Genomic DNA, 21,424 nt, shown 5'->3' with positions numbered 1-21,424 from the left:
TAAATCCACAGGGTTAACGCTGTCGCCGTTAGGCACAACGGTAAATGCCGGTTATGATAAAGCAATTCTTACACGACGGCATTGTGAATTGAGGAGTATATGCAGTATTGGGGAAAGCTGCTCGGACTTATATTGGGCTTAATGTCCGGTACAGGCTTCTGGGGAATCGTATTAGGGTTGTTGGTCGGCCACATGGTAGACAAGGCGCGGGCTGTTAAAAGACGTGGTTTTTTCTCCGATCAGCAGACAAGACAAACAATTTTTTTCCGCACCACCTTCGAGGTGATGGGACATTTAACCAAATCAAAAGGGAGAGTGACTGAGGCCGATATACAAATAGCCAGCCTTTTCATGGAGCGTATGCGGCTGCACGGCGAGCAACGAGAGGCGGCGCAGCAGGCATTTCGCACCGGTAAAGGCGGTAATTATCCGCTTCGCGAAAAAATGCGCGAGTTTCGCAGCGTCTGCTTTGGGCGTTTTGACCTGATCCGCACGTTTTTAGAGATTCAGATCCAGGCGGCCTATGCCGACGGTTCACTGCATCCTAACGAGCGGCAGGTGCTTTATGTCATAGCAGAAGAGCTGGGCATCTCTCGCCATCAGTTTGATCAGTTCCTCTCTATGATGGAGGGCGGTCAGCAGTTTGGCGGTAATCAGCAGGGCGAACACGCCTACGGCGGCTACCAGCGCAGTTCGCAGGGGCCAACGATGGCCGATGCCTGCAAGGTATTGGGCGTTGAGCCTACTGACGATGCCACCACTATTAAGCGCGCCTACCGCAAGCTGATGAGCGAACACCATCCTGACAAGCTAGTGGCGAAAGGCTTGCCGCCAGAGATGATGGAAATGGCCAAGCAGAAAGCGCAGTCGATCCAGTCAGCCTATGACCTGATCAAGCGAGAGAAAGGCTTTAAATAGACCTTCCGCTTTAGCTTTAATCGGGTTTGAATAAAAAACAAAAACGCCGTGAGCAAAACTCGCGGCGTTTTTTTTTGCGTCATTCCAAACAGTCAGAAATCGGGATCGCAACTAAACGTCATCGGCACATCGGTTATCGGGTGATAAATTGATAACTCCTGCGCATGCAGCTGCAGGCGAGGCGCCATTGCGAGCGCCTCTGGGGGCGCATAAAACTTGTCACCCAGAATCGGATGGCCGAGGGCGAGAAGATGAACGCGCAGCTGGTGCGAACGCCCAGTAACCGGACGCAGCTTCACTCGCGTGGTGCCGTCTTCATCCCACGACAGCACCTCATACTGAGTCAGCGCCTTTTTGCCGGTCTCATGACACACCTTTTGCTTCGGGCGATTGGGATAGTCGCAGATCAACGGCAAATCGATAATACCGTAGTCCTCCTCCATGTGCCCCCACACTCGTGCAATATAGGCTTTCTTGGTTTCCCGCTCGCGAAACTGACGTTTTAACTCGCGTTCCGCCTCTTTGGTCAGCGCCACGGCAATCACACCGCTGGTTGAGAGGTCGAGGCGATGCACCGATTCGGCGATTGGAAAATCGCGTTGGATGCGCGTCATCAGACTGTCGTGGTGTTCGGCCGCTTTGCCAGGGACCGAAAGCAGTCCGCTGGGCTTGTTCACCACCATCAGATGTTCATCCTGAAACAGGACCCGCAACCAAGGATCGGTCGCGGGATGATAGTCTTCAAGTGGCAGAATATTTGACGGCGGTGGCGTTATCATTGATGGCTTACCACCACCAGACGAATGGCATCTAAACGCCAGTTCGCCTCGTTAAGGCTGCTCAGAACCTGCTGGCGATTCGATTCAATCGACTCAAGCTCGTCGTCACGAATGTTTGGGTTCACTTCTTTTAACGCTTTCAAACGTTCTAACTCAAGCGTTAGCTGCAGGTCGGCCTCAATCTTGGCGGCGGCAATCAGCGCCTGGGCTTCAACGGCCACCAGCGGCTCAGCCTGTTGCAGCATGGCGTGAACGTCTTGCTGTACGGCGTTGACCAGTTTGCTGGAATTGTGGCGATTGATGGCATTCAACTGGCGGTTGAAGCTTTCAAACTCGACCTGTGCTGCCAGATTGGTGCCTTTACGGTCCATCAGCATGCGTACCGGCGTTGGCGGCAGGAAGCGCGTCAGTTGTAGGTGTTTAGGTGCCTGGCACTCAACAACGTACAGCAGCTCGGCCAGCAGCGTGCCAACCGGCAGGGCTTTGTTTTTCAAAATAGACACCGCGCAACTGCCGGTATCGCCGGAGAGGATCAGGTCCAGACCGTTGCGGATAATCGGATGTTCCCAGCTGATAAACTGCGCATCTTCACGCGACAGCGCCTGCTCACGGTCAAAGGTCACGGTGCATCCGTCCTGTGGCAGACCCGGGAAATCAGGCACCAGCATATGATCTGACGGCGTCAGGATAATCAGGTTATCGCTGCGATCTTCCTGATTAATGCCTACAATATCAAACAGATTGAGCGCAAAGTTTACCAGATTAACGTCGTTGTCCTGCTCGCCAATCGCGGTGGCCAGTGCCTGAGCCGGTTCGCCGCCGTTAGAGTGCATTTCTAGCAGGCGGTCACGGCCCTGTTCTAGCTGCTGCTTCAGAGCATCGTGCTGCTCGCGGCAGGCAAGAATAAAGGCGTCTAGCCCATCCTGCTCGGCTGGCGTAGCCAGGAAACCGATCAGTTGCTGATAGCTGCCGTCATAAATGGTGCGACCGGTTGGGCAGGTGTGTTCAAACGCGTCCAGGCCTTCGTGGAACCAGCGCAGCAGAATAGCCTGAGCGGTTTGCTCCAGATAAGGCACCATGATCTCGATGTCGTTTAGCTGGCCGATACGGTCCAGACGGCCAATACGCTGCTCGAGCAGGTCTGGGTTAAACGGCAAGTCGAACATTACCATCTTGCTGGCAAACTGGAAGTTGCGGCCTTCGGAGCCGATTTCAGAACACAGCAGAACCTGTGCACCGTTTTCTTCAGAAGCAAAATAGGCCGCTGCGCGGTCGCGTTCAATAATTGACAGCCCTTCGTGGAATACGGCGGCACGAATGGCTTCACGCTCGCGCAGCACCTGCTCAAGCTGCAGCGCCGTGGCGGCTTTGGCGCAGATAACCAGCACCTTTTTGTCGCGGTTGGCTGTCAGGTAGCCCAACAGCCACTCAACGCGGGGATCAAAGTTCCACCAGGTCGCGTTATCGCCTTCAAATTCCTGATAAATCTGCTCCGGGTAAAGCATGTCCAGCGCGCGGGCTTCTTCAGTTTTCTTACTGCCCATGATGCCGGAAACCTTGATAGCGGTTTGATACTGCGTCGGCAACGGTAATTTTATTGACTGCAAATGACGCGCTGGGAAGCCCTTCACGCCGTTACGGGTGTTACGGAACAGCACGCGGCTGGTGCCGTGGCGGTCCATTAGCATCGCGACCAGTTTTTTGGCGGCGTCTTCGTCACCTTTATTGGCGGCGGTGAGCAGGGCGTCAACGTCGGCATTGCCCACGCTTTCACCCAGCAGGGCCAGCGCCTCGGGGGTTAGCGGCTGTTTGTTGAGCAGCAGTGTGACTGCATCGGCGACCGGCTGGTATTGCTGCTGTTCTTCGATGAACTCTTCGTAATCGTGGAAACGATCCGGGTCCAGCAAGCGCAGGCGGGCAAAGTGGCTTTCCTGACCGAGCTGCTCGGGCGTTGCCGTCAGCAGCAGTACGCTTGGAATTGTCTGTGCAAGCTGCTCAATCACCATGTATTCGCGGCTTGGGGCCTCTTCACTCCACACCAGGTGATGGGCTTCATCAACTACCAGCATGTCCCATTCGGCTTCGGTCAGCTCTTCAAGGCGCTGTTTGTTGCGGCGAACGAAGTCCAGCGAACAGATAACCAGCTGTTCAGATTCAAACGGGTTGGTGGCGTCGTGGCGCGATTCGGCGTAACGGTCGTCATCAAACAGCGAAAAATGCAGGTTGAAGCGGCGCATCATTTCGACCAGCCACTGGTGTTGCAAGGTTTCTGGCACCACGATCAGCACGCGCTCGGCGCGACCCGAAAGCAGTTGCTGGTGGATAATCATGCCGGCTTCAATGGTTTTACCCAGGCCGACTTCGTCTGCCAGCAGTACGCGAGGCGCATGGCGTTGACCCACTTCATAAGCGATATGTAATTGGTGTGGGATCAGGCTGGCGCGCATACCGCGCAGACCGCCAAACTCGAGGCGGAATTGTTCACGCTGGTATTTGCGTGCGCGAAAACGCAGCGCAAAACGGTCCATACGGTCGATTTGTCCGGCGAACAGACGATCTTGGGGTTTACTGAAGGTCAGCTTACTGTCGAGCAGAACCTCACGCATCGCGACACCTTCTTCCTCGGTGTCCAGACGAATACCCACGTAAGTGAGCAGACCTTTGTCCTCAACGACTTCTTCAACTTTCAGCTGCCATCCCTCATGACAACTGATGGTATCACCCGGGTTAAACATCACACGGGTGATAGGGGAATCATTTCTGGCATACAGGCGGTTTTCACCGGTAGCGGGGAAAAGCACAGTCACCATGCGCGCGTCTACCGCGACAATCGTACCTAAACCTAATTCGCTTTCCGTGTCGCTTATCCAGCGTTGACCAAGTGTAAAGGGCATAATGTCTCTCTGTGCTTTGTGTCTATTGGGCTGAAGTGCCCTTTCTATTCAGTTCTTAAACGTTGGGTAATAGCTTTTCTTTCCCCGCCCAAAAGGCGTGGAGTCTTTAAATGTGTGAGAGTAGATAAGAAATGGGAAAGGGCGCTATGTTAATTGATGGTAGGCCGTTCGTCACCTGTCATTGCGCCTTCTGGTTAAAACAATCCCATTTGTCCCGTTATCAGTGTAGCAAAATCGTCCTGCAGGAAGGGCAAAATGCCGTCAGCAACCGGCTCGAGTTGCTTCTCGATATAATGATCGTAATCAATAGGGGAACGGCGATTCTCAAGCGGCTCCGGTCCCGAGGTGGTCATAACATAGCTTATCCACCCGCCGTTCTGGTACTGCATTGGGCGGCCGTTTGCCTGATTGTATTCGTCCGCCAGGCGCGCTGCGCGCACGTGGGGCGGCACGTTGCGTTCGTATTCACTCAGACGGCGACGCAGTCGCTTACGATACACCAGTTGGTCGTCAAACTCGCCGTTTAGGGTGCTGGCGACATAGTCGCGAATATACTCCTTATAAGGCTGCTGGTGGAATATTCGCTCATACAACGCCTGCTGAAAAGTTTGGGCCAGCGGCGTCCAGTCGGTACGTACGGCCTCCAGCCCTTTATAAACAATGTGCTCGCCTTTTGCGTCTTTCACCAGGCCGGCATAGCGCTTTTTACTGCCCAGCTCTGAACCACGGATCGTCGGCATCAAAAAGCGCTGATAGTGTGTTTCAAACTCCAGTTCAAGCGCGCTTTCGAGGCCCATTTCCCGTTCAAGATGCGTCTTCCACCACTGATTGACCTTCATAACCAGGCGTTTGCCGATTTCGTCGGCCTCTTCTGCCGCGTGGGCGCGGTTGAGCCAGACAAAGGTCGAGTCGGTATCACCATAAATTACCTGATAACCTTCCTCCTCAATCAGCGTGCGGGTTTGCTGCATGATAGCGTGACCACGCAGGGTTATTGATGAAGCAAGGCGCGAGTCAAAAAAGCGGCAGCTGCTGGTGCCTAACACCCCGTAAAGGGCATTCATGATAATTTTAAGCGCCTGGGAGAGCGGGTGATTTTTCTGCTTTTTGGCCACTTCTCGCCCCTGCCAGATCTGGCGGACAATTTCCGGCAGGCAGTGTTGAGTGCGTGAAAAACGCGCCTCGCGAAAGCCAGGTATAGAATGCGCGTCGTCAGGCTGGTCCAGACCGGTTATTAACCCCACGGGATCGATTAAAAAGGTGCGGATTATCGACGGGTACAGGCTTTTATAGTCAAGCACCAGCACTGAATCGTATAGCCCGGGGCGAGAGTCCATCACAAATCCGCCCGGACTGTTTTCTTCCGGCCGTTCGCCCATATTCGGCGCCACGTAGCCGATGCGGTGCATGCGCGGCAGATAGAGATGGGTAAATGCCGCCACCGAACCGCCGCTGCGATCGGCAGCCAAACCGGTCACCGAGGCGCGCTCTAACAAGAATGAAAGTAGCTCCGTTTTTGCAAATACTCGCGTGACCAGCTCGCAGTCTTTGAGGTTGTAGCGGGCAAGGGCAGGCTTGTCCTCTCGAAATCGTTGCTCAATTTCTGCCAGACGATGGTAGGGGTTGTCAATAGCTTTGCCCTCACCGAGCAAACTTTGCGAGACGTATTCCAGACTAAAAGAGGGGAAGTTCCAGGTCGCAGATTTTAATGCTTCAATGCCGTCTATGATTAAGCGTCCGGTGGCTTGTGCAAAAAAGTGCCCCTGCTTGAAGCCGTGTTCACGCCACTCAAGCGCAGTGCCATCGCGACCAAAGCGCAGCGGAATCTTGTAGCGCTCGGCGTGTTTTTGTAAAACGCGCAGATCAAACTGCACGACGTTCCAGCCAATGATTGCATCAGGGTCATGCTGTGCCAGCCAGTCATTGAGCTTTTGCAGCAGCATAGGGCGGCTTTCAACGTACTCAAGAATGAAGTCTCCGTGGCTGTCTGGCACGCCGTTTGGCGGGCCAAGCATGTAGACGTGGCGCTGGCCGCAGCCTTCAAGTCCGATGCAGTAAAGCTCGCCATTGCCGCTGGTTTCGATATCCAGTGAGCAGAGTTTAAGACTGGGCCGATAGTCTTCGGCGGCCTTCATTCTAACATTCAGCAGGGTGCCGTCGGCAGAGGGTGTTCCGCTAAACCAGACCGGTGCAGTAATGAAACGCTCCATCAGGAACCGCTCTGGAGGGCGAATATCGGCCTCATAAAGGGCGATGCCGCTGTCTTTTAATATCTTCTCGATGCGCATCAGTTGGCGATGCCCTTTGCAATAAAGGCCCAAGATCGGGCGCAGGCGAAAATCTTTCAGAGGCAGGGGGCGAAGGCTGTAGCCTTTTTCTGTCTGTAGCAGTTTTTGCGCGCTATCTTGTTGTTCTGCTGCTAAAAAGGCTACCGACTCTTGAGGGGGAAGTCTGACTTTTTGCGGGCCGTCATCGGTCGCTAACCAGAATTCAACCTCCGTACCGCGCGGCGTATCTCGCCAGTGTCGCGTGAGAACAAAGCCCGTGCGTGGTGGCGTTGGCTGATGGTTTGGCACAGTAGCGTGGTTGATAACGGCCTCGATAAATAACGAATTATTGCCTCGGACTGCGGCTGAAAACGCAGGCGGAGTAGTGCGAAACAGATGTTAAATATAGCATGGTTATTTATACAGTTCTCGCGGATAAATAAGTGGTCTGCTGAAAGAACTTCGCGAGGGAATAAATGAACATACAATTACTGGGTTGACTCGCCTTTACCATTTACCGACAATTCAGCCTCTTTCATTTTGGCTTAAGCTGTGTCGGGTAAACTGTCTGGGAACCTGCGCAGAGAGTCATCCACCTGTTGTGAATCGACAGTCTTCAGCCTTGAACTACATGAAGTAATAAAAGGTTTGCTGTACGCCTGATGCGTATCTTAACTCTGGAATTTTATGGAAGCCTATCTACAACATTTAGTCGCTCAGTCAGTCGGTTTTGCTCTAATTATTGTTTCCGTTGTGGCATTTTTCGAGTCATTGGCACTGGTAGGATTGCTATTGCCCGGCACGGTCATGATGGCAACCTTGGGTACGCTGATTGGCAGTGGCCAAGTGGGCCTGTATGAAGCTTGGTTAGCTGCGGGTTTGGGTTGTTTTCTAGGCGACTGGGTGTCGTACTTTATCGGACGTGGGTTTAAAGGGCCGTTGCATAATTGGTCGTTTCTGAAACGCTATCAGGCGCTGCTCGATAAAACGGGTTATGCCCTTGAGCGCCACAGCTTTGCAACGGTTATCCTGGGGCGTTTTATTGGGCCTACGCGGCCATTGGTTCCACTGGTGGCGGGCATGTTAAATCTACCGCCGTTAAAATTTGCCCCACCGAACATTGTCGGCTGCATTACCTGGCCACCGGTGTACTTTTTACCGGGCATTCTCGCCGGCGTGGCCATCGATATTCCTCATAGTCACAGCAGCACGGTGTTTAAGTGGACGCTATTTATTACCGTGGTGCTTATCTGGATGAGCGCCTGGCTGGTGTGGCGCTGGGTGCGTTCAGGCAAGGCCAGCACCGACGCCGTTTCTGCCTGGTTACCGCTGGCGCGTTTGCGCTGGGTTAGCGTATTGAGTATTTCCGCTACGCTGATGAGTATTTTTATGCTGAGCAAACAGCCGCTGATGCCGATTTATGCGCACCTGCTCTTTAAGGTCATTACCCGCTAACCCGCATTGCCTTAGCTATCCCCAATATTTCTGCTTCCGGTGCAGTGGCGTCAATCAATGCCTGAGTGGGGCCGTCGTAGTAAATACGGCCATCCACCACCAGCAGCGTTCTTTCGGCGATGCGCGCCGCGTCGTCAAGATTGTGCGACACCATCAGCAACGTGAGTTGCCGCTGATGGCAGACATCGTTGAGCAGCGCAAGCATCTCGTTGCGCAGTGCTGGATCCAGCGCGGAAAAAGGCTCATCGAGCAGCAAAATCGGTTGGCTACGCAGCAGGCAGCGAGCGAGTGCCACGCGCTGACGCTGGCCGCCAGACAGCTGTGACGGCAGACGATCCAGACATGCTTCCAGACCGACCTGCTGGGCGAGTTCCTGCAGCTTCAGCTTTTGCTCCGCGCTAAGTTTCAGACCCGGATGCAGTCCTAGCCCCATGTTTTGACGCACTGTTAAATGCGAAAACAGGTTATTTTCCTGAAACAGCATCGAGACAGGCCGCTTGGCAGGTGGGGTGTGGGTATGATCCTGATGATTTAGCTCGATTTTACCGAGCCCTGGTGAAAGAAAACCGGCTAACAGACTGAGCAGGGTACTTTTACCCGCGCCGCTGGGACCGAGAATGGCAACTCGCTCACCGGCAGCAACGTGTAAATCGAAGCGCATCGGTAAATTTTCGTACAGATAGGTGACTTTATTGAGTGTCAGCATGGCGGCCCGGTAATCTTTCGATGAGGGTAAACAGCAGGAAGCAAAGTATCAGCAGCAGCATGGCGGTCACCGCCCCCTGTTGCGTACGGTAAGACCCCATTTGCTGATAGAGATAGAAAGGCAAGGTGCGGAAACTTTCGTTACCAAACAGGGCAATAACGCCAAAATCACCCAGCGACAGCACGCAGGCAAACGCCAATGCCTGCGTCATTGGGCGTTTAAGCGCGCTGAATTCAATCCACCGCAGCCGATTCCAGCCGCGCATATCAAGCGAAAGACACAGCTGGGTATAGCGTTCTGCCACGTCGCGCATCGGGTTTTCAAGCACTTTCAGCGCGTAGGGAACCGCCATCAGTGCGTTAGTCAGGATCACCAGCGGCCACGGCGATTGCGGCAACCCGACGCTGTCGTTGAGCAATAAAAAGAAGCCGGTGGCGAGCACGATGCCGGGCATCGCCAAAATTAGCATCCCGGAAAGTTCCAATCCCTGACCCCAACTAGCATGCTGACGCAGGCGCAGTTCGCGGCTGCTCCACAGCAGCATCATGGCCAGCAGCAGGCAAAGCATCCCGCTGCCCGCCGCCAAACGCAGCGACATCCACAGCGACTGCCAAAGCGCCTGCTGATGCAGGACGTCGAGCAGGCTGTGATTGAAGCCACCGACAATCACCGCCAGCAGCGGCGGCACAATAAGGAGCAACGCGAGGATAATCAGAACCGTGTCGCACACTTGGCGAAAAGCGGAGTCGGCAGGGTCACGCCAGCGCTGCGCGTGCGTGTTGCCCACGGGTAAAGCCTGACTGAGCTTTTGGCTAAGCAGCACCAGTCCCAGACAGCAAAAAAGCTGGATAAGGGCCAGCAGGGCCGCGCGTCCAAGATCATAGTCGTAGCTGAGTGCCTGATAAATCGCTAACTCAATGGTCGTGGCCTTAGGGCCGCCGCCGAGGGACAATACAGTAGCAAAACTGGCAAAACACAGCATGAAAATCAGCGCCGCAGCGGGCAAAATTTGCCTTCTGAGAGCTGGCCATTCGACAAATCGGAACTGTTGCCAGCCGTTCATGCCCAGCTGTGCGGCAATTTGACGCTGCTCAATGGCCACATTTTCAAGCGATTGCAGGAGCAGGCGCGAAGCCAGCGGCAGATTGAAAAATACGTGAGCGAGCACAATACCCTGCAGGCCATAGGGTGAAAAACGGTATTGCAGCCCGATCATGGCGCACATCTCGGCGAGCCAGCCTTCACGGCCATACACGCTAAGAATACCAAATACTGCCACCAATACCGGCAGTACCAACGTCATGGCGCAAAGCCTCAATAGCCATTGCCGGCCGGGAAAGCGTCGACGATAAAGGCTTCGGGCCAACAGAATGGCCGGCAGTACAGAGCACAGTGCCGACAGCAGCGCCTGCCAAAAGGTGAAACGAATAACGTGCCACAAATAACTATCCTGCCAGAGCGACTGTACCGAGAGTTCCGGCGCGTGGCGCAGTAGCGATCCCAGTGCCAAACCGGCAACCAGCAGGATAATCAGTCCGGCTATAGCGCCTGGCCAAAGCCAGGACGGGATCAGTGGCTGACGGCGTTCTGCCATGCCTGGATCCATTTACTGCGATTTTCTGCCACGGTTTTAGCACTGTACTGCAGTGAAATTGCCGGGACAGTGAGGGTGTCGTATCCGGCTGGCAACGGGGTTTTTACCACCGGATACATCCAGTTGCCGGTCGGGATCGCATTTTGGAAGCCCGGGCTGGTGACAAATTTCATAAACTTAGCGGCCAACTGCGGGTGTTTGCTGGCGGCGAGCTGCCCGGCGACTTCAACTTGCATGTAGTGACCTTCGCTGAAGTTGGCCGCCGCATAATTGTCCTTTTTCTCTTCGATAATGTGATACGCCGGCGAGGTGGTATAGCTCAATACCAAATCGCTCTCGCCTTTGAGGAACAGGCCGTAGGCTTCGCTCCATCCTTTGGTGACGGTAACGGTCTTTTTGGCCAGTTTTTGCCAAGCTTCCGGGGCTTTATCGCCGTAGACTTTCTGCATCCATAACAGCAGGCCTAGACCCGGCGTGCTGGTGCGGGGGTCTTCATATATGATTTTCCACGGCTGCGGGCTATCGACCAACTCTTGCAGGCTTTTCGGCGGATTTTTCAGTTTGTCTTTGTTATAAACGAAGGCGAAATAGCCGTAGTCATAAGGCACGAAGGTGCTGTCGTTCCAGCCGCCGGGAATATCCAGAGTAGTTTTATCAACTGCGGGTTTGGCGAACAGGCCCGTTTGTTCTGCAGCCTGCAGCAGATTATTGTCCAGACCGACAACAACGTCGGCTTGGCTGTTTTTCCCTTCCATACGCAGGCGATTAAGCAGAGACACGCCGTCTTCGAGCGGTACATATTTCAGTTCACAACCGCAGTCGGCTTCAAACGCTTTTTTAATCGCCGGGCCAGGGCCCCAATCGGCCGAGAAAGAGTCATAGGTGTAAACTGTCAGAATGGGCTTGGCGGCCAGCGCCGGGGCAGAAACAATCAGCAGGCAGGGCAGTAATTTTTTAAACACTTTGCACTCCATCTTTTACCTTCAAAAGTAAAAAGAACTTTTACTGTGAAAAGAACAGGCGTGGCAAAGGACTTTGAGTCAGCAAAATGCACTCTCAAATCCCTTCGCCGGTATTAACCGGATCAGGTTCGACGGGTTTTTTCTCAGCCTCGTCACTTTTTGCCGTATTGCGCATCAAGTCATTCAGCACCCCGTTGAGAACGGCGCTATTGTAGAGATTATGTGACAGGGTTGAAAGCAGGTTTATGCCTCGGGGGGCGCAAACCAGGCAGATTTAAAGTCAAACCAGCCCAGTGTGTTCATTCTCACACCGCGCATGCTCCGCTGTCCCTGCAGTAACAACCAGTGGTGAAACAGCGGATGAATATGCCCTTCATTGACCAACTGGTGGGTCCATTCTGCCAGCGCAAGCTCGCCCGCTCGCCAGCTGTGGGCCGCTTCTTGTAGCCTGTCGCCCAAACAAAACTGCATCAGTGGCAACTCAAACAGTGTGGCAAACAGAGAAAATTCTATGGGCAGCGTAAAGTTGGCGCTGCCCAGCCAGATATCACTCTCGGCATCGCCCCTGTGCCAACTGGCGTAGTCCACGACCTGCACATTCAGTTTAACATCATGTTCGGCAAGCAGCGGCGCCATGGCCTGGCAGATGTCCTGATATTCGGAGTGATCGCTATAAAAGGTGATAGTCAGCTCGGTAATATCGACAGGCTTTGGCCGCTGTATCTGCGGACGGCGATGGTGCCAGCGGGGCAACAGACCATAGGCCGGTGACCAATAGCGTTGATAAGCCGGGGCCGAGGCATTGAGCAAGGCAATCGGGTTGAACATTTCGCGCAGCCATTCGCACAGCGCCGAGTGGCTACCGGCTGCCGAACGCTGGTCAAACAGCACAAAGTAGCAGCCCTCTTCGAGCCGACTTTCAAGCTCATCGTTTGCCGTATCGTCGGCCTGCAACTGTACGCCAGAGTGAACCAACTCTTCCGTCAGCTCTGGCAATACCCAGATATTGACCTCATCGAGCAGTGCGCGATAGCCAAAGTAGTCATCGAAGGCGCGTATTTTTAGCTGCGTTTGCTGATTTTGCACCACCGCATAGGGGCCGGTGCCAATTGGATGGCGCGCAAAATCTCCCAGTGACTGCCATTCCTGCGGCAAAATAAGCGCATGCACACTGCCCAATAGCCAAGGCAACCAGTTGTCCGGCGTGTGAAGATGAATATCGATAACATTGGGCGTCAGCGATTCAACGCGGGAAATATGGGTAAACAGCGGATGACTTTCAAGGCGCGCAAAGGTGCTGATAATGTCGGCCATTTCCAGCTCCCTGCCGTGGTGAAAATGAATCGCCGGACGAAGGTAAAATCGCCAGTGGAGCGGAGACATAGTCTGCCAGTGATGGGCGATGTCTCCACGCAGTTCCCCATTTTCCTCATTTATGCCCACGAGTCCGCTGAATATTTGCCTGGCTAAATGCGTTTCGGAGCGCCGCAGCATAGTGCCGGGCAACAGGTTGGGCAGGGAGCGATAGTAGAGCACACGCAGGATGTGTTTACCCTGACGAAAGCGGCGGCCCAGTTGTGATAGCAGCATTTGGCGCACCACGGTTTTATCACCCACCAGTTGCACCAGTTGGTCTACGCGGTCTTGATCAATCAACTCCTCGGCCCGCAGTCGCTGCACTGCCAGACCGGTAAAAAGAAAAGTCAGTCGCGACCTTTTGCCTCGACCAACCTCTGCCTCCCAGTTTATCCAGCCTTCTTGCTGCATAGTCTTGAGCAGCGATCGCATGTGTCTGCGCGAGCAGTTAACCACCTCGCACAGGGTTTGCAATGTGGTCTCGGTGGGTTCACCGTGACAAAACTGCCATAAACGAAGGAACTGTTGTTGCAGGCGAGTCGATGACATAAAAGAGGAACTCCGCTGGGAAAACTCATCAATTTATCTTTCCTCATATTACGCGGATAATCTTCATCAACCAAGAGTCCTGTGCGGTGATGCCCCGGTCTTCAATGCGAATGTTCAGCGTCACGTAGGCTCAACAATTTTCTGAGTAATGGTGAAATGTCACCAGCCAGTGAGGTCACTCACTGGTTTTTTTATGCTTGCTATCTTACGCTTGGTGTTGACTGGGTTTTATTACCCTACAGCTTCGCTGCTATCAGGGATGGTTTATGTCTCCACGCCGTTTATCACTTATTTTTGCTACCTTTTTGCTGGTCTCTTTTCTTACGGGCATTGCGGGTGCGCTGCAGGCACCCACATTAAGCCTGTTCTTAACCAACGAAGTTAAAGTGCGGCCGCTCTGGGTTGGGCTTTTTTATACCGTTAACGCACTGGCTGGCATTGTCATCAGTTTTTTGTTGGCCAACTATTCCGATAAGCAGGGCGATCGCCGAAAGTTGCTGTTTTTTTGCTCCATCATGGCCATTGGTAACGCGTTGGTCTTTGCCTACAGTCGCGACTATCTGGTGCTGATAAGCGTAGGCGTGCTGCTGGCGGCTATTGGTAATGCCTCCATGCCTCAGCTTTTCGCGCTGGCGCGAGAGTACGCTGACCGATCCGCACGTGAAGTCGTGATGTTTAGCTCGATGATGCGAGCCACACTGTCGCTGGCCTGGGTACTGGGTCCGCCTATTTCATTCATGTTAGCCCTGAACTACGGCTTTACGCTGATGTATCTCTGCGCCGCGGGGGTATTTGTTTTTAGCGCATTGATGGTGTGGTTCTTTCTTCCCTCTGTGGGAAGAGTTGAGCAACCGGTGGATAGCGTGGTCGTGCACGTCAGCGCGTGGAAAAACAAGGATGTACGCTTGCTGTTCTTAGCCTCACTGCTGATGTGGACCTGCAATATTATGTACATTATTGATATGCCACTGTATATCACCGCAGATATGGGGCTACCTGAAGGGTTGGCCGGGCTTTTGATGGGCACCGCGGCAGGGCTTGAGATCCCGGTCATGCTGATTGCCGGCTATCTGGTGAAAAGGACCGGCAAACACCGCCTGATGTTGTTCGCCTCCGCATTTGGGGTGCTGTTCTACCTGGGGTTGATCCTGTTCCAGTTCAAAGCGGCACTGATGCTTTTGCAGCTGTTCAACGCCATTTTCATCGGCATTATCGCCGGTATCGGTATGCTCTATTTTCAGGATTTGATGCCGGGAAGAGCCGGATCGGCCACCACGCTTTTTACCAACAGCATTTCGACCGGCGCAATATTGGCGGGCGTACTGCAGGGAACTATCGTCGAAAACTTTGGGCATTATCAGGTTTACTGCGTAGCGCTTGCGCTGGCTATCGTGGCGCTGTTGCTGATGTGGCGAGTTAAAAATGTCTAACCCGCCGGGCGGCAGGTTAGGGGACGATGCAGGATTTTGGGTCAGCGAACTTAGCGCATAAACGACGGCTGAGTTTTCTCATAGGCCGAAATGCTTGCTTCATGCTGGAGCGTCAGGCCAATGCTGTCGAGGCCGTTCATCATGCAGTGGCGGCGGAAGCTGTCTATTTCGAAGGGATAGCGTTTGCCACCGGCGCGCACTTCTTGATTTTCGAGGTCCACATCAAAGCGGATGCCTTCATTTTCCGTCGCTAATGTAAACAGCTCATCGATTTGCGCTTCGGTAAGCGTCACCGGCAGCAGCTGGTTGTTAAACGCATTGTTATAGAAAATGTCGGCAAAACTTGGCGCGATCACGGCATGAAAGCCATAGTCGGTTAACGCCCAGGGAGCATGTTCGCGTGACGAACCGCTGCCAAAGTTTTCTCGTGCCAATAATATGCTCGCACCCTTATATTCAGGTCTATTCAGAATAAAATCAGGGTTTGGCGTATAGCCTTGGCCTTCAAGATAACGCCAGTCATAAAACAGGAACTGACCAAAGCCGACGCGCGTCACCATTTGCAGAAACTGCTTTGGCACGATGGCGTCGGTATCAACGTTTGCAACGTCTAACGGCACGACTAACCCGGTATGCGTAATAAATTTTGCCATGAGGGTTTCCTTAGTTCAGTTCGCGGATGTCGGCGAAATGGCCGGTCACTGCTGCCGCAGCGGCCATTGCCGGACTCACCAGATGCGTGCGCCCACCGCGACCCTGACGGCCTTCAAAATTACGGTTGCTGGTTGACGCACAGCGCTCGCCCGGGTTTAGACGGTCATTGTTCATCGCCAGACACATTGAGCATCCCGGCAGACGCCATTCGAAACCGGCATCAAGAAAAATCTTGTCCAGACCTTCCTGTTCGGCCTGCGCTTTGACCGGACCTGAACCCGGTACCACGATAGCCTGTACGCCGCGGGCCACTTTACGACCTTTAGCCACGGCTGCTGCCGCACGCAGGTCTTCAATACGCGAGTTGGTACATGAGCCGATAAACACTTTGTCGATGGCTACGTCAGTCAGTTTGATACCCGGCTGCAAGTCCATATAAGCTAAAGCTTTTTGTGCCGACGCGCGTTCAACCGGATCGCTGAATGACTCAGGGAACGGAATGGTCTGATTAACGCCCATCACCTGCCCAGGATTGGTGCCCCAGGTCACCTGAGGATCAATATCGGCCACGTCCAAGGTAACAATCTTGTCGAACACCGCGTCAGCATCGCTTTTCATGGTTTCCCAATAGGCGACAGCGTCGTCCCATTCCTGGCCTTTAGGGGCAAACTGACGGCCCTTGAGATAGGCATAGGTCGTTTCATCGGAGGCAACCAAGCCTGCCTTGGCACCCAGCTCAATGGACATATTGCACAGGGTCATACGACCTTCCATGCTCAATGCTTGCACCGCGGGTCCACAGTATTCGACCACGTGGCCCGTGCCGCCCGCGGTGCCCGTTTTACCGATCACCGCCAGCACGATGTCTTTGGCCGTAATGCCAAATGGCGCATCGCCGACAATTTCGATTTTCATCGTTTTGGCGCGGCCCTGTTTCAGGGTTTGCGTCGCCAACACGTGCTCGACCTCGGAGGTGCCGATACCAAACGCCAGTGCGCCGAACGCGCCGTGAGTTGAGGTATGAGAATCGCCGCAGACCAGCGTCATGCCAGGTAACGTTAATCCCTGTTCAGGCCCCATGACGTGAACGATACCCTGAAAAGGGTGCTTCAGGTCGTATAACTCAATGCCAAACTCAGCGCAGTTCTTGATGAGTTCCTGCATCTGAATTCTCGCCATCTCGCCGCTGGCATTGATGTCTTTGGTCTGAGTTGAAACGTTATGATCCATGGTGCCAAAGGTTTTACCCGGCTGGCGCACGCCGCGATTCATCGCTCTCAGGCCGTCAAAGGCCTGTGGAGTCGTGACTTCATGAATCATATGACGATCGATGTACAGCAGCGGGGTCTCGTTTTCAGCTTCGAACACCACGTGCGCATCGAATAATTTTTGATATAACGTTTTGGACATTACGCCCCCTCAGCAACAACGCTTGCGATAATATCGCCCATTTCGCGAGTTCCTACCGCATGTCCACCGTTTGCCAAATCGCCCGTACGATGACCCAGATCCAATACTTTATTGACTGCTTGTTCGATGGCGGTAGCTGCCTCTTCTGCACCCAGGCTGTAGCGTAGCAGCAGTGCCAGAGAGAGAATTTGGGCAATCGGGTTAGCGATGTCTTTACCGGCGATGTCTGGCGCAGAGCCGCCCGCAGGTTCGAATAAACCAAACGACTGCTCATTCATGCTGGCAGAGGGCAGCATGCCCATTGATCCGGTTATCATCGCACATTCGTCGGACAAAATATCGCCAAACAGGTTTGAGCACAGCATGATGTCAAACTGCGACGGGTCCTTGATGAGCTGCATGGTGGCGTTATCGATATACATGTGCGTCAGGCTGACGTCAGGATAGTCTTTAGCCACTTCACTCACCACTTCGCGCCACAGAATAGAGGACTGCAGCACGTTGGCTTTATCAATCGACGTCACTTTGTTGCGGCGTTTACGCGCTGACTCGAAGGCAATTCGAGCAATTCGTTCAATCTCGAAGCGATAATAGACTTCGGTATCAAAGGCTTTTTCATGCATTCCCTGTCCTTCACGGCCTTTCGGCTGACCGAAATAGATGCCGCCGGTTAACTCACGCACGCACAGAATGTCGAAGCCTCTGGCGGAGATATCACTGCGCAACGGGCAAAATGCTTCCAGTCCTTTATAAAGGCGGGCAGGGCGCAGGTTGCTGAACAGCTTAAAGTGTTTACGCAGCGGTAATAATGCTCCGCGCTCCGGCTGAGAATCTGCCGGCAGATGCTCCCATTTTGGACCGCCGACCGAACCAAACAGAATAGCGTCAGCCTGCTCGCAGCCTGCAATGGTGGTGGCAGGCAGCGGCGTGCCGTGGTTATCGATGGCAGCGCCACCGATGTCGTATTCGCTGGTGGTGATGTTCAAACCAAAACGCTGACGAACCGCTTCCAGCACTTTGTAAGCCTGAGCCATAACTTCCGGGCCGATTCCGTCACCGGGTAATACAGCAATATGATGGGTCTTACTCATGTTCACACCGTTTCCTGATTATTTTGTTTGCTATTCAGTTTGTCGTTCTGATTTTCATTCAATGAGTTACGATCGTTTTGCAGGCGTTGTTTCTCTTTTTCTACCTGCTTGCTGCGCCAAATACTGTTCAGCACATGCACCATCGCTTTCGCGGATGACTCGACGATATCTGTCGCCAGTCCAACCCCGTGAAAACGACGCCCTTGGTATGACACCACCACATCAACCTGACCCAGCGCGTCGCGGCCGTGGCCTTTCGCGGTCAACTGATATTTGATTAATTCGATGGGGTAGCCAGTGATACGGTTAATGGCCTGATAGACGGCATCGACCGGTCCATTGCCCGTCGCGGCTTCCGTTTTTATCTCTTCGCCGCAGCCCAGATTGACTGAAGCAGCGGCGGTAATGCTGGAACCAGACTGCACGCTGAAGTTTTCCAGACGGTAAAATTCGGGCTCTTCCTGCTGTTTGTTGATAAACACCAAGGCTTCCAGGTCATAATCAAACACCTGCCCTTTCTTATCGGCCAACTGCAGGAAGGCGCTGTACAGATGATCCATATTATAGTCGGATTCTTTATAGCCCATCTCTTCCATACGGTGTTTCACCGCGGCACGGCCCGAGCGCGAAGTCAGATTTAGCTGCACCTGATTCAGGCCGATAGATTCCGGGGTCATAATCTCATAGTTTTCGCGGTTCTTCAGAACGCCATCCTGATGAATTCCTGAAGAGTGTGCAAAGGCGTTGGAACCGACGATAGCCTTGTTGCCTGGAATAGGCATATTGGTTATCTGACTGACAATCTGACTGGTGCGGTAGATTTCTTTGTGATTAATGTTGGTGTGAACCTGCATGTAGTCCGAGCGGGTCTTGATAGCCATAATCACTTCTTCCAACGCGGTATTACCGGCGCGCTCACCGATACCGTTCAGCGTGCCTTCAACCTGACGGGCGCCAGCCTGAATCGCGGCAATCGAGTTACCTACTGCCATGCCCAGATCGTCGTGGCAATGCACAGAAATAATCGCTTTGTCGATGTTGGGTACGCGTTCGTACAAATTGGTAATGATCCCGCTGAACTGATGTGGGGTGGTGTAACCCACGGTGTCGGGGATGTTAATCGTGGTTGCACCAGCCTTGATGGCGGCTTCAACGACGCGACACAGGTTATCCAGCGGCGTACGGCCCGCATCTTCGCATGAGAATTCAACGTCATCAGTGTAGTTGCGTGCTCTTTTGACCGAGTGTATGGCCATATCCAGTACTTGATCGAACGAGCGTTTTAATTTTGATTCAATGTGCAGGGTCGACGTGGCCAGGAACACGTGAATGCGGAACGCTTCGGCGACGCGCAGGGCCTCTGCCGCAACGTCAATGTCTTTATCCACGCAGCGTGCCAGACCACAAACGCGGCTGTTTTTGATCTGGCGAGCAATAGTTTGTACAGACTCGAAATCGCCAGGCGAAGAGACTGGGAAGCCCACTTCCATTACGTCTACGCCCATTCTTTCCAGCGCAATCGCGATTTGCAGCTTGTCTTTAACGCTCAGACTTGCCTGTAAAGCCTGTTCACCGTCACGCAGCGTGGTATCGAAAATAATGACTTGCTCGCTCATTTTATGTTCCTTGTCTTGTTTACTTTCGCGCTTTGCGGATAAAAAAAAACCCGCGCATTTGCGCGGGTTTGCTCACTGTGGAGGCTGGAATCAGTTTTGATTTTCACCCGCTGGCATACCGCGCAATGTATCTGCGTTGAGTAGTAGGCCTAGTAGACGGGTGAATTTAAACATCTGTATTTCAGCTTCTCGTAATTGGGATGGCATTGTGCCTGTGCCTAAATTGATACGTGATTGCTTTGTTGATGTCAACTTAAGAATGCTGTGGGGCTAAAATGGGGGGGATAATGGTAGAGGTTTAGCGTGGCATAAAATTCTGCATTAGATTAAAAGGTTGGTGTAATGGTTTGTCGAGAGAGTTCCCAATGTTATTGAGAGATAAATTATCAGGTTTTACTCAGATTTGATGGGGTTTTTAAGCCGATTATCATGAATTACTCACATGGCTTACCTGTCTTTTAGGTTAGCTTAATTACTGGGTGTTCGATGCTATAGATAAGCAGCTTAATATCACTCTTTGCTATGAATGGTATCTACCTTGTTGGTTCAAATGAACTTATCTTTCTAATTTGGGAGGCGTAATGACGGACATTATTCTAGATAAAGCGCAGGATGAGAAAATCTCCAAAAATAAAATCCCGACCAGCCATGAGGATAATCATTTACGCCGTGCAGATTTAAATTTATTGACGGTATTTGATGCGGTTATGCAGTTACAAAATATTACGCGTGCGGCACGCATGTTGGGAATGTCTCAACCGGCGGTAAGCAATGCGGTGTCGCGTTTAAAAAATATGTTCAGCGATGAGCTGTTCGTGCGTTCCGGTCGTGGTATTGAACCTACCGCAAGAGCGCATCAGCTTTATGGCCCCATAAGGCAGGCGCTACAGCTGGTTACCAATGAGTTGCCGGGGTTGGGGTTTGACCCTCAAACCAGCAGAAGGCAGTTTTCAATTACCATCAGCAGTCCTCTGGACCTGTTACTTGCCCCTAAAATTCTTAACGTGCTAAGTCAGGCGTCGAGCGGCGTTACGTTGAATATTGAGTCACTGGTCAATGAAAATATCGAGAATCAACTTCGCTATCAAGAATTGGAATTCGCCATTGATTATCGCTGCATCGAACGTTCAGATTTTTATAATCAGCTGCTTTTCGAAGATGAGTTGGTGATCATCTCCTCTAATAATCATCCGCGCATCGGGCAGCAAGAGAGTCAGAGTTACTTTTTTAAGGAGAAACATGCCGTTGTTAGACTGAGTGGGTATTCTTCTTTTAGTTTCCCTTATTATAATACGTCGGAAACGCAGGAAAAAGTGTGTTATCAGGGCGCCAGCTTGATTAGCGTAATTGAAATAGTTTCTCGTACAGAAATGGTGGCGCTGGTTCCCCGATGGCTAGCATTATTAAGTTCCGAAAGGTTGAACCTTAAAATTGACAGCCTAAGTTGGTTGGATAATAAGTTAAACAGTTATTTATCCTGGCATGAGTCTGCCAGTAAAGACAAAGGCAATCTGTGGATGAAAGAACTGCTGACCCAGTGTGTGAGTATGCCTTAACGTATCGTTAGGGTTTAATAGCAGGATTTTTGGGTTTTCTAGTCTTTTATACTGGCATTCACGGGTAACTCGTTTATCCGTGAATTTATTTGGGTCAACGTTCGTCTCATCGAGAATGGACTCACTTCTTTCACCGCCGCAATAGAGGTGAGTTCGGCTGAATACGTCGATACTTCAGGGTTTTAAT

Annotated in this window: 15 protein-coding genes and 1 riboswitch; of the genes, 4 read left to right on the top strand and 11 right to left on the bottom strand. The window is 52.7% G+C overall.

The features are described 5' to 3' along the window. Positions 1-99 precede the first annotated feature (99 nt). The gene (gene djlA / locus GA565_RS21885; RefSeq protein WP_152200809.1) at positions 100-918 is read left to right on the top strand and encodes a co-chaperone DjlA; all 819 of its coding nucleotides are present in this window, start codon (positions 100-102) and stop codon (positions 916-918) included. A gap of 92 nt (positions 919-1,010) precedes the next feature. Here the strand turns inward: djlA and rluA are convergent, their stop codons facing one another. The 3 genes from rluA to GA565_RS21870 form a co-directional block, all read right to left on the bottom strand. After that, positions 1,011-1,697: a bifunctional tRNA pseudouridine(32) synthase/23S rRNA pseudouridine(746) synthase RluA gene (gene rluA, locus GA565_RS21880; protein ID WP_152200808.1), complete on the bottom strand. Its 687-nt coding sequence runs from the start codon at positions 1,695-1,697 to the stop codon at positions 1,011-1,013. Next, positions 1,694-4,591: an RNA polymerase-associated protein RapA gene (gene rapA, locus GA565_RS21875; protein WP_152200806.1), complete on the bottom strand. Its 2,898-nt coding sequence runs from the start codon at positions 4,589-4,591 to the stop codon at positions 1,694-1,696. The genes rluA and rapA overlap by 4 nt, the downstream gene beginning before the upstream one ends. 194 nt (positions 4,592-4,785) lie before the next feature. After that, on the bottom strand, positions 4,786-7,167 hold the full coding sequence (locus GA565_RS21870) for a DNA polymerase II (RefSeq protein WP_152200804.1): 2,382 nt from the start codon (positions 7,165-7,167) through the stop codon (positions 4,786-4,788). A gap of 378 nt (positions 7,168-7,545) precedes the next feature. Here GA565_RS21870 and GA565_RS21865 point away from each other — a divergent pair, with 378 nt between their 5' ends. Further along, complete coding sequence (locus tag GA565_RS21865; protein WP_152200803.1) at positions 7,546-8,313, top strand: DedA family protein; 768 nt, start codon at positions 7,546-7,548, stop codon at positions 8,311-8,313. Here the strand turns inward: GA565_RS21865 and thiQ are convergent. From thiQ to sgrR, 4 genes are all read right to left on the bottom strand, one after another. Then, on the bottom strand, positions 8,303-9,019 hold the full coding sequence (thiQ, locus tag GA565_RS21860; protein ID WP_152200801.1) for a thiamine ABC transporter ATP-binding protein ThiQ: 717 nt from the start codon (positions 9,017-9,019) through the stop codon (positions 8,303-8,305). The two genes, GA565_RS21865 and thiQ, sit on opposite strands and share 11 nt — an antisense overlap. Beyond that, a complete protein-coding gene (thiP, locus tag GA565_RS21855) occupies positions 9,003-10,613 on the bottom strand; it encodes a thiamine/thiamine pyrophosphate ABC transporter permease ThiP (RefSeq protein WP_152200799.1) in 1,611 nt (536 codons plus the stop codon). The genes thiQ and thiP overlap by 17 nt, the downstream gene beginning before the upstream one ends. Continuing rightward, positions 10,589-11,575 (bottom strand): thiamine ABC transporter substrate binding subunit, encoded by a 987-nt coding sequence (gene thiB / locus GA565_RS21850; protein WP_152200797.1) that lies wholly within the window; start codon positions 11,573-11,575, stop codon positions 10,589-10,591. Before thiB ends, thiP begins: the two co-directional genes overlap by 25 nt. Before the next feature lie 81 nt (positions 11,576-11,656). Next, a riboswitch (TPP riboswitch) is annotated at positions 11,657-11,779 on the bottom strand. Positions 11,780-11,818: 39 nt separating this feature from the next. Further along, positions 11,819-13,480 carry an HTH-type transcriptional regulator SgrR gene (gene sgrR / locus GA565_RS21845; RefSeq protein ID WP_152200795.1) on the bottom strand — a complete coding sequence of 554 codons (1,662 nt, stop codon included), beginning with the start codon at positions 13,478-13,480 and terminating at the stop codon, positions 11,819-11,821. Between the two features lie 266 nt (positions 13,481-13,746). Between sgrR and GA565_RS21840 the strand changes: the two genes are divergently transcribed. Then, a complete protein-coding gene (locus GA565_RS21840; protein ID WP_152200794.1) occupies positions 13,747-14,910 on the top strand; it encodes an MFS transporter in 1,164 nt (387 codons plus the stop codon). 50 nt (positions 14,911-14,960) lie between these two features. On the opposite strand, the gene leuD is transcribed toward GA565_RS21840, so the two are convergent. From leuD to leuA, 4 genes are read right to left on the bottom strand one after another with little or no spacing between them, the layout of a single operon-like run. After that, a complete protein-coding gene (gene leuD, locus GA565_RS21835; RefSeq protein ID WP_152200792.1) occupies positions 14,961-15,563 on the bottom strand; it encodes a 3-isopropylmalate dehydratase small subunit in 603 nt (200 codons plus the stop codon). Between the two features lie 10 nt (positions 15,564-15,573). Then, a complete protein-coding gene (gene leuC, locus GA565_RS21830) occupies positions 15,574-16,974 on the bottom strand; it encodes a 3-isopropylmalate dehydratase large subunit (RefSeq protein ID WP_152200790.1) in 1,401 nt (466 codons plus the stop codon). Then, entirely contained in the window at positions 16,974-18,065 is a 1,092-nt protein-coding gene (leuB, locus tag GA565_RS21825; protein ID WP_152200788.1) for a 3-isopropylmalate dehydrogenase, read from the bottom strand. The genes leuC and leuB overlap by 1 nt, the downstream gene beginning before the upstream one ends. Positions 18,066-18,067: 2 nt before the next feature. Beyond that, positions 18,068-19,681: a 2-isopropylmalate synthase gene (leuA, locus tag GA565_RS21820; RefSeq protein WP_152200787.1), complete on the bottom strand. Its 1,614-nt coding sequence runs from the start codon at positions 19,679-19,681 to the stop codon at positions 18,068-18,070. A 581-nt stretch (positions 19,682-20,262) separates the two neighbouring features. Here leuA and leuO point away from each other — a divergent pair. After that, entirely contained in the window at positions 20,263-21,237 is a 975-nt protein-coding gene (leuO, locus tag GA565_RS21815) for a transcriptional regulator LeuO (RefSeq protein WP_152200785.1), read from the top strand. Positions 21,238-21,424: the final 187 nt, after the last annotated feature.

Source organism: Rouxiella sp. S1S-2 (assembly GCF_009208105.1).
Classification (GTDB): domain Bacteria; phylum Pseudomonadota; class Gammaproteobacteria; order Enterobacterales; family Enterobacteriaceae; genus Rouxiella.
The sequence above is the reverse complement of the archived record's forward strand: the minus strand, read 5'-3'. Positions and strand labels throughout refer to the sequence as shown.

Excerpts from the sequence above, each read along its gene's own strand:
- thiP (WP_152200799.1), bottom strand. The coding sequence starts at position 10,613 with ATGGCAGAACGCCGTCAGCCACTGATCCCGTCCTGGCTTTGGCCAGGC.
- sgrR (WP_152200795.1), bottom strand. The coding sequence starts at position 13,480 with ATGTCATCGACTCGCCTGCAACAACAGTTCCTTCGTTTATGGCAGTTT.
- leuC (WP_152200790.1), bottom strand. The coding sequence starts at position 16,974 with ATGTCCAAAACGTTATATCAAAAATTATTCGATGCGCACGTGGTGTTC.
- leuO (WP_152200785.1), top strand. The coding sequence starts at position 20,263 with ATGACGGACATTATTCTAGATAAAGCGCAGGATGAGAAAATCTCCAAA.
- thiQ (WP_152200801.1), bottom strand. The coding sequence starts at position 9,019 with ATGCTGACACTCAATAAAGTCACCTATCTGTACGAAAATTTACCGATG.
- GA565_RS21865 (WP_152200803.1), top strand. The coding sequence starts at position 7,546 with ATGGAAGCCTATCTACAACATTTAGTCGCTCAGTCAGTCGGTTTTGCT.
- leuA (WP_152200787.1), bottom strand. The coding sequence starts at position 19,681 with ATGAGCGAGCAAGTCATTATTTTCGATACCACGCTGCGTGACGGTGAA.
- rluA (WP_152200808.1), bottom strand. The coding sequence starts at position 1,697 with ATGATAACGCCACCGCCGTCAAATATTCTGCCACTTGAAGACTATCAT.
- leuD (WP_152200792.1), bottom strand. The coding sequence starts at position 15,563 with ATGGCAAAATTTATTACGCATACCGGGTTAGTCGTGCCGTTAGACGTT.
- leuB (WP_152200788.1), bottom strand. The coding sequence starts at position 18,065 with ATGAGTAAGACCCATCATATTGCTGTATTACCCGGTGACGGAATCGGC.
- GA565_RS21840 (WP_152200794.1), top strand. The coding sequence starts at position 13,747 with ATGTCTCCACGCCGTTTATCACTTATTTTTGCTACCTTTTTGCTGGTC.
- djlA (WP_152200809.1), top strand. The coding sequence starts at position 100 with ATGCAGTATTGGGGAAAGCTGCTCGGACTTATATTGGGCTTAATGTCC.
- rapA (WP_152200806.1), bottom strand. The coding sequence starts at position 4,591 with ATGCCCTTTACACTTGGTCAACGCTGGATAAGCGACACGGAAAGCGAA.